A 15910-nucleotide genomic window follows, 5' to 3' on the forward strand; every position below is an offset into this window, starting at 1 on the left:
GTGCTCGGCTTAACTATTTACGTATGCTGAAATAACAGTTCCATGATGCGGAATCAATAGAAGCAAGCTTCCTCCTGCCGGAAAGCAGGAGTTCCGCATAGCCCACACCATGGATGCCAGCATTTGCACGAGGATGACACAAGCATGGAGCTTGCAGTATTCAACAGTGTTGACCGGGACGAGGCCATCAGGACCCTGACCCCTTGCCTGGACATCAGCCGCTGGGTTGAGGACGTCGCCGACGCCCGACCCTTCACGAGCGTCGACGAACTGCTGGGGCAGGCCCGCCAAGCTGCCGAGCCGTTCACGCCGGAAGAGGTGGAGTCCGCACTGGCCCACCACCCCCGGATCGGCGAGCGGCCCAAGGCGCAAACCACCGAAGCGGCCATGTCCCGTTCGGAACAGTCCGGAGTGGACCCCAGCGACGACGGCACGGCCGCCGCCCTCGCCGAGGGAAACCGCGCCTACGAAGAGAAGTTCGGCAGGGTCTTCCTGATCCGCGCGGCAGGACGCAGCGCCCAGGAGATCCTCGGCTCCCTTCAGGAGCGGCTCAACCACACGCCCGAAGAAGAAGACGTAATCGTGGCTGGCCAGCTGCGGGAGATCGCCTTGCTGCGACTCGCAGGCGTGATCAGCGAAGGAGAAAATTCATGACCGTTTCACAGGTAACTACGCACATCCTGGACACCGGTTCCGGACGCCCGGCGGCGGGGGTCGCCGTCGTACTTTACGTCCGCGAAGGCGATAGCTGGACCCTGGTCGCAAAGGGCGAGACCGACGCCGACGGCCGCATCAAGGATCTCGGTCCGGAGCGGATTCCCGGCGGCGCCTACCGTCTGAACTTCGCCACTGGCGATTACTACGAGGGCCTTGGCACGGAAACGTTCTTCCCGGAAGTGGACCTGAACTTCACGGTTTCGGACGCCGGTGAGCACTATCACGTGCCGCTGCTGCTGAGCCCGTTCGCGTTTTCGACGTACCGCGGCAGCTGACTCCACCGAACTTGTTTGCAGCCAATGCCCCTCCAGAGCAATCCGAGGGGCATTATCTGTACACAAACAGGGAACGGTAGGCTGGAAGGCATGGCTTCTGAGGACACCAACGCCCCTTCCGGAAATGGCACTGCCCGCCGCGAAATTACTGTTCGCCGGGCACCCAGGTTCGTTCCGTTCATGATCCTCGGTGCGATTGTGGGTGCAATCGCCGCAGCCTTCATCGCGTACGGCCGCCCTGCGGACCCCGCCTTCGACGCCAGCACCGTCTTCGGTTTCTTCCTGGTGGCCTGCGTTTCCGGCGGCGTCATCCTGTTCTCGATCCTCGCCCTGGTTCTGGACCGGATCAGCGTCAAGCGGACCAAGCGGGCAGTAGTGGAGGCCGTTCCGGATTCGGTTCCGGATGAGGGTCCAGAGCACGACGGCGGCCGCTAGGCAGCCAGCCCAGCGCACCTCTTTCAGGGGTGCCACTGTGAGACACGCCGCATTTTGGCCGAATCGGGCCTGTTCATGGGGTCACAAAGCCGGAGCGGGAACTTACCACGGCCACAACATGAGACAATCGACCAGTGGCACGTGGCGACGGAAAACTTTCTCATGATCTTCTCCCCGGCGAAAAAGGCCCTCAGGACGCTTGTGGCGTCTTTGGGGTCTGGGCTCCCGGTGAAGAAGTAGCAAAACTCACCTATTACGGGCTGTATGCGCTGCAGCACCGCGGACAAGAGTCGGCTGGTATTGCTACCAGTGACGGCAAGCGCATCAATGTCTATAAAGACATGGGCCTTGTGTCCCAGGTCTTCGATGAGACGACCCTGAACACCCTCACCGGACACTTGGCCGTTGGCCACTGCCGGTACTCCACCACTGGCGCAAGCCACTGGGCCAATGCGCAGCCCACCTTGGGCGCAACCGCGACCGGCACGGTTGCCTTGGCCCACAACGGCAACCTGACCAACACTGCTGAGCTCCGGGAAATGATCCTCGAGCGCAACGATGGCCAATTGACCGGTGAAATGAAGCAGGGCAACACCTCCGACACCGCCCTCGTGACAGCCCTCCTTGAGGGTGAAGAGGGCAAGACCCTGGAGCAGACCGCATTGGAGCTGCTGCCCAAGATCAAGGGTGGCTTCTGCTTCGTCTTCATGGATGAAGGAACCCTCTACGCTGCCCGCGATACGTACGGCATCCGCCCGCTGTGTCTGGGACGGCTGGACCGCGGTTGGGTTGTCGCTTCCGAGCAGGCCGGCCTGGCTACCGTTGGTGCGAGCTTCATCCGTGAGATCGAGCCCGGCGAGTTCATCGCCATCGACGAGGACGGCGTCCGCTCCCAGCGCTTCGCCGAGGCAACGCCCGCCGGCTGTGTCTTCGAGTACGTCTACCTCGCCCGTCCGGACGCGGCCATCGCGGGCCGCTCCGTGTACGAAGCCCGTGTTGAGATGGGCCGCCAGTTGGCCCGGGAAAACACCCACGAGGCCGACATCGTCATTCCGGTCCCCGAATCCGGTACCCCGGCAGCAGTCGGTTACGCCGAGCAGTCGGGCATCCCTTTCGCGCACGGCTTCGTCAAGAACGCCTACGTTGGCCGCACGTTCATCCAGCCGTCGCAGACCCTGCGCCAGCTCGGCATCCGCCTCAAGCTCAACGCCCTCGAATCCGTGATCCGCGGCAAGCGTGTTGTTGTGGTGGATGACTCGATCGTCCGCGGCAACACGCAGCGGGCCATTGTGCGGATGCTCCGCGAAGCAGGTGCCGCGGCTGTCCACGTGAAGATTTCTTCTCCGCCGGTCCAGTGGCCCTGCTTCTACGGCATCGACTTCGCTTCCCGCGCGGAGCTGATTGCCAACGGCGCCACGATCGAGGAAATCTCCCAGGCAATCGGCGCCGACTCGCTGGCCTACATCTCCGAAGACGGCATGATCGGTGCAACCCAGCAGCCGCGCGAACGCCTCTGCACCGCGTGCTTCACTGGCCAGTACCCGATTGAGCTGCCGCATGCTGACAAGCTGGGCAAGAATCTGCTGGAGCGCACGGACCTCGGCGGATTGCCACCTGTTGCTGAGTCCCCCGCCGACTCCGAGGATCCGGCCGAGAAGCCCGGAGCTACGGGCTGCGATCCGGGCCCGGATGCTGAATTCGAGAACCTGCTGACCGACGCTGATCGTTTGACCGACGCCGACAAGAAAGAGTCTGTATGACCTCCGCAACCCCCGCCGCTGGAAGCACCCCGAATTCAACGGGCATCACCTACGCCTCCGCGGGTGTCGACGTCGAAGCGGGAGACCGCGCAGTCGAGCTCATGAAGGACGCCGTGAAGGCGACGCACAACACCTCGGTGATTGGCGGCGTCGGCGGCTTCGCAGGCCTGTACGACGTCTCGAAGCTGCTCACCTACAAGAAGCCGTTGCTGGCCACGTCCACTGACGGCGTGGGGACCAAGGTTGCTATTGCGCAGGCCATGGACATCCATGACACCATCGGTTTCGACCTTGTGGGCATGGTCGTGGACGACATCGTGGTGGTCGGCGCTGAGCCCCTCTACATGACCGACTACATTGCCTGCGGCAAGGTCGTCCCGGAGCGTATCGCAGACATCGTCCGCGGTATCGCAGCTGCTTGCTCTGTTGCAGGCACCGCCCTGGTTGGCGGCGAGACCGCTGAGCACCCGGGCCTGCTGGGTGAGCACGAATACGACGTCGCCGGTGCCGCTACCGGTGTTGTCGAAGCTGATGCCTTGCTCGGCCCGGACCGCGTCCGCGCCGGCGACGTCGTGATCGGCATGGCATCTTCCGGCCTCCACTCCAACGGCTACTCCCTGGTCCGCCGCGTCATCAACCACGCCGGCTGGGCCCTGGACCGCCAGGTTTCCGAACTCGGCCGCACCCTTGGCGAGGAGCTGCTGGAGCCGACGCGCGTCTACGCAGCCGACTGCCTGGACCTCGCCCGCACGTTCCCCGTCTCAGCCGGCGCCGCCGTCCACGGCTTCAGCCACGTCACCGGTGGTGGCCTCGCTGCCAACCTGGCGCGTGTCCTCCCGCAGGGCCTGGTGGCCACGGTTGACCGCAACACCTGGGAGCTGCCCGCTATCTTCAAGCTGGTTTCCGAGCTTGGCAACGTGCCCCTGGCCGACCTTGAGCGCACGCTGAACCTCGGCGTGGGCATGGTGGCCATCGTGTCCCCGGAAGCCGCTGACGCTGCCGTGGCACGCCTCAACGAGCGCGGCCTGCCGTCCTGGATCATGGGTACGGTTACTGCGGATTCCGACTCGATCGACAAGACCGGCCCGGACTACGTCCAGGGTGCCAAGGGTGTCGACGGCGGTGCCGTACGTTTGGTGAACGCCTACGCCTAAGCGCGTTTCCTCTTAGTCAAAGAGCGGCCGGGCAGTTGATCTCTCAACTGCCCGGCCGCTCTTTGTTTTTGCTGCTTGTAGGTTCCTGACCTGTCTTGATCGTTCCGGAGTTTGCCCTCCGACGCCAGGATGGTCAGATCTGGATCAAGCTGAGAACGCCGCCTTGGGGATCCTGGATGGTCGCCAGAGATCCTGTTTCCGGCCTGTCTTCCGGTTCCACGAGCACCACCCCACCCGCGGCTAGCGCTGCTTCGGCGGCTTTACGAATATCCGCAACGCCGAAATAGATCTGCCAACCGGCTTCCTCGCCCTCTTCGGCAGGGACAACCCCTGCCACCTCATCGCCTTTGACTATCAGCGTGCTGTAGCTGCCGCCGTCGTCCTGGGGGTATTCGGTGACTTCATGCCCGAAAAGCTGCTGGAAAAACGCGATGGCTGCCTGCGGTTCCGGAGTCAGCAGTTCAGCCCATGCCAAGGCGCCAGCCTCATTGAACAGGTGGCTTCCAATGTGGGTACCCGCTTGCCAGATCCCTGTGGTTCCGCCGCCGGGCGCCTCGATGAAGGCCAGGACGCCGGTATCGGCCACCTGCTCCGGGCCGAACGCGAGCTTCCCACCAGCATGGACGGCGTCTTCCGCTATCTCCTCAGCGTCCGTTGCGGCGAGATAGATGTTCCATTGGCCATGCTTGCCTGCGGCCTCCTGCATGGGATTCTGCGGAGCGATAACCGCCACCAGGTCCTTGCCCACAAAGGCCTGAGCGTAGCTGCGGCCGTCAGGTGTAGGCAGGTCCGTGAACGTCCAGTCGAACAGCTTGCCGTAGAAGGCCTTGGCTGCGGAAACATCCGGGGTCTGCAGATCGGCCCAGCAGGGTTCACCACTTGAATAATGGGTCCGGGAAGTCATGCTGCGAGCCCTGTCATGATGCTGAATGCTGCGCCGGCAGGGTCCATGAGCACAGCCATCCGCCCGATTCCTGGAACATCGAAAGCCGGAGCGATCACGTGAGCTCCAAGCTCAACAGCCTGCGCCACAGCCGCATCCACGTCCTCGACGCCGAAGTACGTCATCCAGAAAGGCGAGAGTCCTTCAATCGGCAGCTTGAGGGCACCGGCAATCCTCTTTCCGTCCACCAGCAGGCTGGTGTACTCCTGAAGATCACCTGCGGGTGCAGTTTCGCTGCTGCATCCCGTCACGGCCTCGTAGAATTTCACGGCCTTGGGGACGTCGTCAGTCTGTAGTTCATTCCATATCATGGTGCCCGGCTCATTGACCAAGCCGGACCCGGGGTGGGTTCCAGCTTCCCAGAAGCCGATCTGCGCGCCCGTGGGATCAATGGCGAAGAACATCCGTCCGCTGCCGTTCGGCACGTCGTCAGGCTCGAACAGGATGGAGCCCCCAGCCGCCACAGCCCGCTGGGCCGCGTCATCCGCGGAGTCCACGGCAATGTAGTTGGCCCAATAGGACGGCATTCCCTCTGGAGCATCCGGCATTTGCTGCATCATGCCCGCGACTTTGCGGCCATGGAGAGAGGCCATGTAGTAGGTCATGCCGTTACCGGCGTCCATGGGATCCAGCTCCCAGCCAAAGAGCCCGCTGTAAAACTTCTTGGAAACCTCAACGTCGGTGGAGGACAGGTCCACCCAACATGGTGTCCCCTGCTTGTACCTCTCGACCACCGGCATGCCGTTCCCTTTCCTAGCAACGCGGGGTCACTTACGGCCCATGTTGAGGCCTGGATTGGGCCCTAAGTGACCCCGCGTCGGAGTCCATGGGGACTACGCTATGGCGCTTCCGCTCCTTTCGCCAGACGTGCGCCTGGTTACCCGGGCAGCCGAACGGGTTCGGCTGCCCGATGGGAGCCACGGCAAGATCCAAATTCCCACACAAAAAAGAGGCCCGCAGGGTACGCCAATGAATGGCGTGGCCTGCGGGCCTCTTTCAGAGATATTCGTCATCCGGAGATGCGCGACGACCTTACTGTACGACGGCGGTACGCAAGTCAGTGCCACAGGCACCGATTATTTGCGACAGCTATCCGATACGGCGGGTGTCTACCTCGTCGTCATCGTCTTCCGCGTACTTGTCCTCATATGCCGAGTAGTCCGGCTCCGGGGGATCTTCGGGGAAGTGGCTTTTTACACGACTGGATGGGCCCGTGAGCTCACGCTCAAGTGCCGAATAGTCAGTGTTCGGGGAGTAGTACTTGATGTCCCGAGCCTGCTTGGTAGCTTTTGCCTTTTGACGGCCGCGCCCCATGGCGTGACCCCCTTTTGTACTTGGACCGGAGGTGGTCACCTTGGCTATCGGTGAGGCCCCGGAATGTTTGGTCAATTTGTCGTATGTCTAGATTACATGCTTTCAGGGGTGCCTGCGTGCCACCCTGGACCTGCGTCGGGTACAACTGCAGCCCAAACCGCTCCCCACCACCTCCAATACACCCAAAAATTGGGTAGAGTCTGCCTCAATGCGGCTCCAGAGCAGGAAGGCAGACTCCGGGATATGAGCGAGGACACCACCCCACCACGTGATGATTCAACGCGCGATAAAGGCGAGGCCGGGGTCCCACCTGCGCCCAAGGTACCGCCTACGCCGCCGCAGGCCCCGGGACAGCAGCCGAAGCAACCTTCGGGAACACAGCCCGAAGCTTCAGGCCTGCAGCCGGACCCTGCGCCGGATCTGGACCCGGACTTCGTGCCTAATCCCAGCGACCAGCCCGATCCTGCGCTGCCGCCCGACTCCGGCCAGCCCGAGCACTCAGGCCAGGCAGAATATCCTGGCCAGCCACAGTACCCGGGCCAGCCAGCAGGCCCGTACCAGCCGGGTGATCCCTACCAGCCAGCGGGCCCCTACCAACCCGGGGATCCCGCGCAGGATCCTACAAACGCTCCGCACGGGGACCCTGTAAAACGCCAGCGGTTTGTCATCGGCGCGATTGTGGTGGGCGTCCTGGTGCTCATCGGCGTCGTGATCTGGGTGCTGTTGAATCTGCTGGGGACGCGCCCGGAAGCTGTTGTCACCACACCGAGCCCGACCGCAAGCCTTGGCCCGCTACCGCGGGATACCGAAGCCAAGGATTTCCAGGTGGGTGATTGCTTTGCCGACTTCGATCCCAATGCCCCCAAGGCCAGGGCCGTTCCCTGTGACACGGAGCATTCAGCCCAACTAGGCGCCGTCCACATATATCCAGCGGATGATTCCTTCCCCGGCACCAATGCGCTGAAGGACAAGGGTCGCGAAGTCTGCGGCAACATCAAGCTGAATCACGAGGTGGCCGATAAGTACGTGCTGCTTCAGCAGAACGTCTACCCGAGCACCACGAGTTGGGATCGGGGCGACCGCCGCGTTGATTGCTTCATCGTTGTGGATTCGGGCAACACCATCAAGGAAGACCTCCTCAGCAGATAGCGCCCGGCCTACTTCTTGCGAACCAGTAGTCCAGTGCCTACCGTCGGGCCGCCGTCGGGACCTGTCAGCGCCTCGAATCCCTCAATGGTGAGTTCGTCGAGGTCGGCTGCGGTATCCACCAGGACAGTATCGCCGTCGCTGATCTCGCCGGCCAGGATCTCCTTGGCCAGGCGGTCTCCGATTTCGCGCTGGACGAGGCGTCGCAGGGGTCGCGCACCGTACGCGGAGTCATATCCGGACATCGCGAGCCAGGCACGGGCCCCATCGGTCACTTCGAGTGTCAAGCGGCGGTCCCGCAGTCGCTTGGTGAGTTCGGCAACGTGGAGCTCCACGATCCGGGCAAGCTCCTCCACTGACAGTGGATCGAACAGAACGATCTCGTCCAGACGATTCAGGAACTCCGGCTTGAACGAGGCCTGTACCACCGCCATGACGGCATCGCGCTTGGCTTTGGCATCCAGGGACGGGTCCACCAGGAACTGGCTTCCGGAGTTGGACGTCAGCACCAGGATCGTATTGCGGAAGTCCACCGTCCGTCCTTGACCGTCTGTGAGCCGGCCATCATCAAGAACCTGCAGCAGGATGTCGAACACCTCTGGATGGGCCTTTTCCACCTCGTCGAGCAGCACAACAGAGTATGGGCGACGACGAACGGCTTCCGTTAGCTGTCCGCCTTCTTCGTAGCCAACGTATCCCGGAGGGGCACCGACCAGGCGCGCTACAGAGTGCTTCTCTCCATACTCGGACATATCGATCCGGATCATGGCGCGCTCATCGTCAAAGAGGAAGTCGGCCAAGGCCTTTGCCAGCTCGGTCTTGCCAACGCCGGTTGGGCCGAGGAACAGGAACGAGCCCGTGGGGCGGTTGGGATCGCTAATGCCGGCCCGCGCACGGCGGACGGCGTCCGAAACTGCCTGCACAGCCTTGGTTTGACCGATCAGGCGCTTGCCGAGTTCCTCCTCCATGTGCAGCAGCTTTTGGGATTCACCCTGCAGCATGCGCCCAGCCGGAATGCCGGTCCAGGCGGAGATGACCTCGGCGATGTCGTCCGCAGTCACTTCCTCTGCGACCATGAGCTCGGGCTTTGCATCGCCCCGGGCAGACTCCTCCTCGGCAGCCGCATTGAGCTCACGTTCAAGGGCAGGAAGCTCGCCATAAAGTATCCGCGACGCCGACTCAAGGTCGCCTTCGCGCTGGTACTTTTCGGCGGCAGATCGCAGCTCGTCGATCTTCGCCTTAAGGTCACCCACCCTGTTGAGTCCGGCCTTCTCAGCTTCCCAACGGGCGTTGAGGGCCCTGAGTGCTTCCTTCTTGTCCGCCATGTCGGCGCGGAGTGCCGCCAGGCGCTCGACCGATGCAGGATCAGTCTCACCCTGAAGCGCCAGTTCTTCCATGGTCAGGCGGTCGACGGAACGGCGGAGCTGGTCGATCTCCTCCGGCGCAGAGTCAATCTCCATCCGAAGCCGTGACGCGGCCTCGTCCACAAGGTCGATCGCTTTATCCGGAAGCTGACGGCCCGAGATGTAACGGTTGGAGAGGGTTGCTGCTGCGACCAAGGCGGAGTCGGCGATTGCCACCTTGTGGTGGGCCTCGTACCGCTCCTTGAGGCCGCGAAGAATGCCAATGGTGTCCTCGACGCTCGGCTCGCCCACGTAGACCTGCTGGAAGCGGCGTTCCAAGGCAGGGTCCTTCTCGATGTTTTCGCGATACTCATCCAAGGTGGTGGCACCAATGAGGCGCAGCTCGCCGCGGGCCAGCATCGGCTTGAGCATGTTGCCCGCGTCCATGGCACTCTCACCCGTGGCACCGGCTCCAACAACGGTGTGGATTTCATCGATGAACGTGACGATCTGGCCGTTGGAGTTCTTAATCTCCTCCAGAACCGCCTTGAGCCGCTCCTCGAACTCACCGCGGTACTTGGCGCCCGCCACCATGGAGGCCATGTCCAAGGCAATGAGGGTCTTGCCGCGGAGGCTCTCCGGAACATCGCCGGCAACCATACGCTGGGCCAGGCCTTCAACGACGGCAGTCTTACCCACGCCAGGCTCACCAATGAGGACAGGATTGTTCTTGGTGCGGCGGCTCAGGACCTGAACCACGCGACGGATCTCGCTGTCGCGCCCGATGACCGGATCCAGCTTCCCTGAACGGGCGATGGCAGTAAGGTCCGTGCCGAACTTCTCCAGGGCCTGGAACGTATTTTCGGGATCCGGCGAGTTGACCTTTCGATCGCCCCGGACACCCGGCAGGGCGGCAAGCAGCGCTTCGTGGGAGGCCCCGGCGTCGCGCATTAATTTGCCCACGGCGTCACTGCCGGCCGAAAGCCCCAACAGCAGGTGCTCCGTAGAGACAAAGGAGTCGCCGAGTTTGTCGGCCTCGTTCTGGGCAGCCTGGATGGCCTGCATCGACTGGCGGGACAGCTGGGCTTGCTGGACCGAGCTGCCCGAAGAGGACGGCAGCGACTTGATAGCCGAACTGGCCTGAACGCTCACGGCATCCGGATCAGCACCCGTGGCGCGCAGGAGAGCGACAGCAACGCCCTCGCGCTGGTCCATGAGGGCCTTGAGCAGGTGCGCCGGCTCCAGCTGCGGGTTGCCCGCAGTGGAGGCATTCATGGCGGCCGCAGAAAGGGCCTCCTGGCTTTTGGTGGTGAATTTGACGTCCAAAGAGAGCTCCCTTTCTGGAGTGTGACCAATACTTTCAAAGTTGAGTCTACTACGCTCAACTTTGCTTTTCGGCCCTCTGGGTTCCATGTTTGCCCACGGCGAAACAGGTGTCCAGACCAAACGACGGCTATGTGAATAACAGGAGGCCAGAAGCCATCACCCGTAGGCTGAGGCCATGGAATCAATCTCCACTGTGGAACAACTGGAACAATTGATCGGCCTACCCCTGGACCGGGTGCGCCGAAAAGTGCGCACCTCACTGAGCGATTTCGACCGGCAGTGGCTGGCCGCCAGTCCCTTCTGCGTTATCTCGACGGCGGATGCCCAAGGCCGGGTGGACGCGTCACCAAAGGGCGACCCTGCCGGATTCATCGAGGTCCTGGATGACTCCACGATTGCAATCCCGGAACGCCCCGGAAACAAGCTCGCCTTCGGCTTTCGCAACATACTGGAAAACCCGAACGTCGGGATTCTGTCCGTGGTTCCGGGACGCACTGACACGCTGCGAATCAACGGAACGGCACGCATCGTCAGCGACGCCGACTTCTTCGGGAAGATGACGGTCAAAGGCCACCGGCCGCGCGCCGCAGTCGTGGTCTCCGTAGAGGAAGTTTTCACGCACTGCGGCAAGGCGTTCATGCGCAGCGGCTTGTGGGAACCGGCAACCTGGGACGCGGAGGGCTTACCGAGCATCGCGATGCTCTCCAAAACCTATGTCCAGCCCGAGGCTCCGCTGGAGGACCTTGAAACCTACTACGGGTCCGCTTACGCTGAGCGTCTTTACCGGGAGTAGGCCTCAGGCAGGATAGATCGAAACCAGTGCGGATTTCACGACGAACCGCACGTCCAGGCCCGGTGCCAGTCCAAGATCGGCAGAGGCCGCAGGAGTGATATCGGCGGATAAGGTGCTGCGCTCCCCCCAGCCCGGTCCGGCCGCCCTGACACGGATCTGGTCGCCATGTGGCTCAAGGTCGGTGATGGTGACGGGAAACGAGTTGCGGGGACTACCGTGCACATCGCCCAGGAAGACGGAGACGGCCGACGGCGGGAACGCCGCGACGCCTGCCTGGCCGGGCGTGGGTGACCACACGGGATCGTGCTGTCCTGCGAAAAGCCGGCCATCCGGCGTCGTGATTCCCTGTTCTGTGATGATTCCGCTGACGAGGTTGAGCCCCGCAAGTCCGGCGGCGAAGTGGCTGCGGGGGCGTTCCAGGACTTGCCGGGTTGGGCCTTCCTCCGCAATCCGCCCATTTTCAACGACGATGACACGGTCGGCGAGCATGTAAGCATCCAGGACATCGTGCGTGACGATGATGGCCTGCCGCCCCGAAAGGACCCGCTTGAGCACCCTGCGCAGCAACGGAGCTGCGTGAATGTCCAGGGCTGCCATGGGTTCGTCGAGCAACAGGAGTGCTGGATCGGCCGCGAGTGCGCGCGCCACGGCCACGCGCTGGGCCTGCCCGCCGGACAGCTGGGCGGGCTTCCGTGACGCGAGCGGCAGCGCGTCGACTTCGGCCAGCCAATGGCGTGCCGTTTCCCGCGCCACAACCTTCGATGCACCAGTGCTGCGCGGGCCGAAAGCCACATTGTCCAAGGCATTAAGGTGCGGAAACAACAGGGCTTCCTGGGCCAACAGCGCCGTGCCGCGAAGGTGCGGCGCCCTCCAGAGCCGAGCGCCGCCGTCGAGCTCGAACAACTGCGAGTCACCGATCCGGGCAGTGCCGGAATCCGGCCGCAGCAGCCCGGCAATCACACCAAGCAACGTCGACTTGCCCGCACCATTTGGCCCCAGAACCGCCACGGTTTCCGAAGGACCAAGGCTCAGGGACATGTCGAAATCCCTGGCAGCAAGGCGTGCCCGCAGCTCAAAACTCACGGTTGAACCTCCACCCGGGCGCCAGCATTGCGACGACCATAGCTGAGTCCTACAACCGCCACGGCGACTGCCACGAGGACCAGCGACAATGCAACGGCGGCATCGGCGTCGGTCTCGCGTTGCAGGTAAATTTCCAGCGGAAGGGTTCGGGTTACGCCTTCCAAACTGCCGGCGAACGTGAGCGTGGCGCCAAACTCGCCCAGGCTCCGGGCGAACGACAACACCGCTCCGGAAGCCAATCCCGGCAAGACGAGCGGCACGGTCACGCGGCGCAGGATGGTTGTGGGACGCGCGCCCAACGTTGCGGCGACCAACTCGTAACGGTTCCCCGCTGTTCGCAGCGCCCCTTCGAGGCTGACCACCAGAAACGGCAAAGCCACGAAGGTTTGGGCGAGGACCACGGCGGTGGTGGAGAAGGCGATCTGGATACCGGCCACTTCGAGCGACTTCCCCAGCAGGCCCTTGGCGGCCGAACGTGTACAAGAGAGCAATACCTCCGACGACGGGCGGCAGCACCAGCGGCAACAGGACGAACGCCCTGAGCAACCGTTGGCCCGGGAAGGGGCTGCGCGCAAGAACCAACGCCAGCGGAATGCCCAGGATGATGCACACCGCCGTGCTCGCCGCAGACGTGCGGAGGCTCAGCCCGAGCGCAGTGACTGAGGATTCCGACGTGATCAGTGGAATAAACTGCGGCCAGTTGACCTTGGCCACCATCGCCACCATCGGCAGCAGGACAAAAAGTGCCCCGGCTGCTGCGATGACGTAAATCCATGGTGGAACGCCGGTATAGCCGGTGCCACTGCGACGGTTCATGAAGTCCTTACCGGGATCCTTACGGGGTGCCGAATCCGGCGCCGTTCAGCACCTTCTTGCCCTCGCTGCTGGTGACCATGCCGATGAATGCCTGGGCGAGTTCCTTGTTCTTGCTCGCGCCCACTGTAGCAATCGGGTAGGTGTTCACGGCTTTGTCCGACTCCGGGAAAGGGATGCCCTTGACCCTGTCACCTGCGTTTCTGATGTCTGTGACGTAGACAAGGCCGGCATCGGCCTCCTGCGAGGTGACCTTGCCGAGCACGTCGGTTACGGACGACTCCTCGCTGACCGGTTTCAGCGTGGTTCCGGTCGCCGTCTCAATGGTTTCGGCGGCAGACCCACACGGAACCTGCGGCGCGCAGACCACTACTTTTACACCCGGTTTGCCGAGGTCGGCAAAGGAAGCGATCGACGCCGGGTTGCTGGGCGGGACGGCGATCTCCAGGACGTTGGTGGCAAAGTTGGTTGCAGTGCCGTCGACCAATTTTGCGTCCGAAAGCCTGGTCATGTTCTTGGTGTCGGCGGATGCGAAGACGTCAGCCGGCGCACCCTGCGTAATCTGCGTGACCAGGTCAGAGGAACCGGCGAAGTTCAGTGTGACTTTGGTGCCGGGGTTCTTCGCCTCAAAGTCGCTGGCCAGCTTGGTGAACGTTGCCTTCAGGGAGGCCGCAGCAAAGACGGTGATCGTGCCACTGGGCTGATTCCCGGTTGCCGCTGGGCCCGTGGTGTTGGAAGCACAGCCGGCCATGGTTGCCGCCAAGGCTACCGTGGCAAAGAGCGCGCTTGTCGTTCGTGTGCGCTTCATACGATGCTCTTTCCTTGGGGTGTTTCGATGATGACGGTGGTGGCCTTGACCACGGCAGTAGCGACTGAGCCGAGTTCGAGCCCGAGTTCACGGACGGCTTCGCTGCTCATCAGGGAAACGACGCGGAACGGTCCGCATTGAAGCTCTACCTGGGCCATGACTTTGTCCGCCGTAATACCCGTAACCAGTCCGACAAAACGATTGCGGGCCGAACTTCCAGACCGCGCAGGGTCATCAGGGAGGTGCGACTGGTCGCGTGCAAGCTTGGCGAGTTCCAGCCCATCCACAGCCAGCCTGCCCGATGCGTCCTTTTGGGCGGTCAGGGTCCCGTTCTCCGTCCAGCGCCTCACTGTGTCATCGCTGACTCCCAAAAACCGGGCTGCGTCGGAAATTCGTATTTGCGGCATGAGACGAGTCTAGATCCGTAGATGCGGATTAAGAGTCATGATTTCACCGCAAACGAAATATGACTTCGTGGTCGCCGTCGAACGCAGTGGGCGAACCGCGTGAGGCGAAGCGAAAGCCTTCCGTAAGCATTACCCATAGCCCGCCGGGGGCCGCAGCCGTACTCTGTTCTAGGGAGAGAGTCTCAGGCGCGAAGGAGCGTCCCATGGAATGGATTCGTCCGGACAACCCGGATTATGACGAAGCCCGTAAGCTCTTCAACGCGATGATCGACCGCAGGCCGGCCGTCATTGCAAAGTGTTCAGATCCCGCCGAAGTGGCCGAAGCGCTCAGCTACGCACGGACCCACAATCTGGATGTCGCTGTGCGTTCCGGCGGGCATTCAGTGGCTGGCATGTCTACGAATGACGACGGATTGGTAGTGGACGTCCGTCCCATGAAATCCATCAGCGTTGACCCCGAGGCGAAAACTGCCAAGGTGGGCGCCGGAGTGACGTGGAGCGAGTTCGACCGCGCCACGCAGCAGCATGGGCTCGCAGTCACGGGCGGCCGGGCATCCACCACGGGCGTTTCCGGTTTCACCTTGGGCGGCGGCTCAGGCTGGCTGGAACGCTCCTACGGTTTCGCGTGCGACAACCTGCTCTCCGTCGACCTGGTGACTGCGTCCGGCGAACATGTCACTGCCAACGCGGGCGAGAATTCGGAATTGTTCTGGGCACTCCACGGCGGGGGTGGAAATTTCGGCGTGGCGACCTCGCTCACCTTCCAACTCCACGATCTCGGCCCTACGGTCATGGCCGGGCTCATGCTGTTCCCCGGCGAGGAAGCCACAGGCCTGTCCCGCGCCTTCCGGGGATTGGCACTTGAGGTTCCCGACGCCGTCGGGACAGCCCTCGTGTACCTCACCGCCCCGCCGGAAGAGTTCGTGCCGGAAGACATGGTGGGCAAACTCGCCGTCGGAATGGCCTACCTGTATGCAGGCGACCTTGAGGCCGGAGAAGAGCATGCGAAACCATTCCGGGAACTCGGGCCAACAGTAGACCTCGTCTCGCCCATGCAGTACGCCGATTTCCAGTGCATGATCGATGACCCTCCGGACCACTACAACTATTGGAGCGCCGACTATCACAACGAACTCAACGACGATGCCCTGGATCTCTTCGTGGCCTCCGCCAACCGGCTGCCAGGTGCGCACTCACAGCAGCTCATTGCACGCTGGGGAGGAGCAGTGAGCGGACCGGCGGCTGCGAACACCCCACTGCAACACCGTGGCGCCGCTTGGGTCAGCCACCCGTTTGGCTTGTCCGAGACCCGTGAGGGCGGTCAGGAAGCCAAGGCCTGGGTCAAGCAGTTCCGCCAGGAAATCGCCCCGCACACCACGGGCGGAGTGTGGCTGAATTTCATCGGCGACGAAGGCCAGGACCGGATCATGGCGGCCTATGGAGAGCAGAACTATCGGCGGCTCTCCAAGGTCAAAGCCGCGTTCGATCCTGACAACGTGTTCCGCGGCAACCAGAACATCCTGCCGGCGGAGCGCTGAGTTCCCCACGCTCCTTCCCAGTTGCTGTGAATCACACGGGCAGTGAAGCCTGTGT

Annotated in this window: 15 protein-coding genes and 1 pseudogene; 8 read left to right on the forward strand and 8 right to left on the reverse strand. The window is 62.8% G+C overall.

From position 1 onward, the window contains the following. Positions 1-144: 144 nt before the first annotated feature. From uraD to purM, 5 genes are all read left to right on the forward strand, one after another. Positions 145-654: a 2-oxo-4-hydroxy-4-carboxy-5-ureidoimidazoline decarboxylase gene (uraD, locus tag LDP01_RS11030; RefSeq protein ID WP_224089081.1), complete on the forward strand. Its 510-nt coding sequence runs from the start codon at positions 145-147 to the stop codon at positions 652-654. Beyond that, complete coding sequence (gene uraH, locus LDP01_RS11035; RefSeq protein WP_224089084.1) at positions 651-992, forward strand: hydroxyisourate hydrolase; 342 nt, start codon at positions 651-653, stop codon at positions 990-992. The genes uraD and uraH overlap by 4 nt, the downstream gene beginning before the upstream one ends. A gap of 90 nt (positions 993-1082) precedes the next feature. Further along, complete coding sequence (locus LDP01_RS11040) at positions 1083-1427, forward strand: hypothetical protein (protein WP_224089086.1); 345 nt, start codon at positions 1083-1085, stop codon at positions 1425-1427. A 134-nt stretch (positions 1428-1561) separates the two neighbouring features. Continuing rightward, complete coding sequence (purF, locus tag LDP01_RS11045) at positions 1562-3187, forward strand: amidophosphoribosyltransferase (RefSeq protein WP_224089088.1); 1626 nt, start codon at positions 1562-1564, stop codon at positions 3185-3187. Beyond that, positions 3184-4341 (forward strand): phosphoribosylformylglycinamidine cyclo-ligase, encoded by a 1158-nt coding sequence (purM, locus tag LDP01_RS11050; protein WP_224089090.1) that lies wholly within the window; start codon positions 3184-3186, stop codon positions 4339-4341. Before purF ends, purM begins: the two co-directional genes overlap by 4 nt. Positions 4342-4474: 133 nt before the next feature. Here the strand turns inward: purM and LDP01_RS11055 are convergent, their stop codons facing one another. The 3 genes from LDP01_RS11055 to LDP01_RS11065 all read right to left on the reverse strand — a co-directional run bounded on the left by LDP01_RS11055 (position 4475) and on the right by LDP01_RS11065 (position 6598). Continuing rightward, positions 4475-5245 carry a VOC family protein gene (locus tag LDP01_RS11055; protein WP_224089091.1) on the reverse strand — a complete coding sequence of 257 codons (771 nt, stop codon included), beginning with the start codon at positions 5243-5245 and terminating at the stop codon, positions 4475-4477. Next, positions 5242-6024 (reverse strand): VOC family protein, encoded by a 783-nt coding sequence (locus LDP01_RS11060; protein ID WP_224089092.1) that lies wholly within the window; start codon positions 6022-6024, stop codon positions 5242-5244. Before LDP01_RS11060 ends, LDP01_RS11055 begins: the two co-directional genes overlap by 4 nt. Before the next feature lie 349 nt (positions 6025-6373). Beyond that, complete coding sequence (locus LDP01_RS11065) at positions 6374-6598, reverse strand: DUF3073 domain-containing protein (protein WP_024818182.1); 225 nt, start codon at positions 6596-6598, stop codon at positions 6374-6376. A 243-nt stretch (positions 6599-6841) separates the two neighbouring features. On the opposite strand from LDP01_RS11065, the gene LDP01_RS11070 reads away from it, so the two are divergent. After that, positions 6842-7747, forward strand: coding sequence for a septum formation family protein (locus LDP01_RS11070; protein WP_224089093.1), 906 nt, complete (start codon positions 6842-6844; stop codon positions 7745-7747). Between the two features lie 8 nt (positions 7748-7755). On the opposite strand, the gene clpB is transcribed toward LDP01_RS11070, so the two are convergent. After that, positions 7756-10413 (reverse strand): ATP-dependent chaperone ClpB, encoded by a 2658-nt coding sequence (gene clpB / locus LDP01_RS11075; RefSeq protein ID WP_224089095.1) that lies wholly within the window; start codon positions 10411-10413, stop codon positions 7756-7758. 175 nt (positions 10414-10588) lie between these two features. Between clpB and LDP01_RS11080 the strand changes: the two genes are divergently transcribed. Further along, positions 10589-11206: an MSMEG_1061 family FMN-dependent PPOX-type flavoprotein gene (locus LDP01_RS11080; protein WP_224089097.1), complete on the forward strand. Its 618-nt coding sequence runs from the start codon at positions 10589-10591 to the stop codon at positions 11204-11206. A gap of 3 nt (positions 11207-11209) precedes the next feature. Here LDP01_RS11080 and LDP01_RS11085 read toward each other — a convergent pair whose 3' ends face one another. The 4 genes and pseudogenes from LDP01_RS11085 to LDP01_RS11100 all read right to left on the reverse strand — a co-directional run bounded on the left by LDP01_RS11085 (position 11210) and on the right by LDP01_RS11100 (position 14317). Next, on the reverse strand, positions 11210-12289 hold the full coding sequence (locus LDP01_RS11085) for a sulfate/molybdate ABC transporter ATP-binding protein (protein ID WP_224089099.1): 1080 nt from the start codon (positions 12287-12289) through the stop codon (positions 11210-11212). Beyond that, a pseudogene (locus LDP01_RS11090) lies at positions 12286-13105 on the reverse strand (ABC transporter permease). The gene LDP01_RS11085 and the pseudogene LDP01_RS11090 overlap by 4 nt, the downstream one beginning before the upstream one ends. A gap of 19 nt (positions 13106-13124) precedes the next feature. Further along, positions 13125-13910, reverse strand: a complete 786-nt coding sequence (gene modA, locus LDP01_RS11095) for a molybdate ABC transporter substrate-binding protein (RefSeq protein WP_224089101.1) — start codon at positions 13908-13910, stop codon at positions 13125-13127. Then, positions 13907-14317: a TOBE domain-containing protein gene (locus LDP01_RS11100; protein WP_224089103.1), complete on the reverse strand. Its 411-nt coding sequence runs from the start codon at positions 14315-14317 to the stop codon at positions 13907-13909. Before LDP01_RS11100 ends, modA begins: the two co-directional genes overlap by 4 nt. Before the next feature lie 203 nt (positions 14318-14520). Here LDP01_RS11100 and LDP01_RS11105 point away from each other — a divergent pair, with 203 nt between their 5' ends. Then, entirely contained in the window at positions 14521-15855 is a 1335-nt protein-coding gene (locus LDP01_RS11105; protein WP_224089105.1) for an FAD-binding oxidoreductase, read from the forward strand. Positions 15856-15910: the final 55 nt, after the last annotated feature.

Origin of the sequence: Arthrobacter sp. StoSoilB13 (assembly GCF_019977255.1) — a bacterium.
Taxonomy (GTDB): Bacteria; Actinomycetota; Actinomycetes; order Actinomycetales; family Micrococcaceae; genus Arthrobacter.

What these genes read in the sequence shown, in the direction of transcription:
- uraD (WP_224089081.1), top strand. Translation starts at nt 145, where the DNA reads ATGGAGCTTGCAGTATTCAACAGTGTTGACCGGGACGAGGCCATCAGG.
- uraH (WP_224089084.1), top strand. Translation starts at nt 651, where the DNA reads ATGACCGTTTCACAGGTAACTACGCACATCCTGGACACCGGTTCCGGA.
- LDP01_RS11040 (WP_224089086.1), top strand. Translation starts at nt 1,083, where the DNA reads ATGGCTTCTGAGGACACCAACGCCCCTTCCGGAAATGGCACTGCCCGC.
- purM (WP_224089090.1), top strand. Translation starts at nt 3,184, where the DNA reads ATGACCTCCGCAACCCCCGCCGCTGGAAGCACCCCGAATTCAACGGGC.
- LDP01_RS11055 (WP_224089091.1), bottom strand. Translation starts at nt 5,245, where the DNA reads ATGACTTCCCGGACCCATTATTCAAGTGGTGAACCCTGCTGGGCCGAT.
- LDP01_RS11060 (WP_224089092.1), bottom strand. Translation starts at nt 6,024, where the DNA reads ATGCCGGTGGTCGAGAGGTACAAGCAGGGGACACCATGTTGGGTGGAC.
- LDP01_RS11065 (WP_024818182.1), bottom strand. Translation starts at nt 6,598, where the DNA reads ATGGGGCGCGGCCGTCAAAAGGCAAAAGCTACCAAGCAGGCTCGGGAC.
- LDP01_RS11070 (WP_224089093.1), top strand. Translation starts at nt 6,842, where the DNA reads ATGAGCGAGGACACCACCCCACCACGTGATGATTCAACGCGCGATAAA.
- LDP01_RS11080 (WP_224089097.1), top strand. Translation starts at nt 10,589, where the DNA reads ATGGAATCAATCTCCACTGTGGAACAACTGGAACAATTGATCGGCCTA.
- modA (WP_224089101.1), bottom strand. Translation starts at nt 13,910, where the DNA reads ATGAAGCGCACACGAACGACAAGCGCGCTCTTTGCCACGGTAGCCTTG.
- LDP01_RS11100 (WP_224089103.1), bottom strand. Translation starts at nt 14,317, where the DNA reads ATGCCGCAAATACGAATTTCCGACGCAGCCCGGTTTTTGGGAGTCAGC.
- LDP01_RS11105 (WP_224089105.1), top strand. Translation starts at nt 14,521, where the DNA reads ATGGAATGGATTCGTCCGGACAACCCGGATTATGACGAAGCCCGTAAG.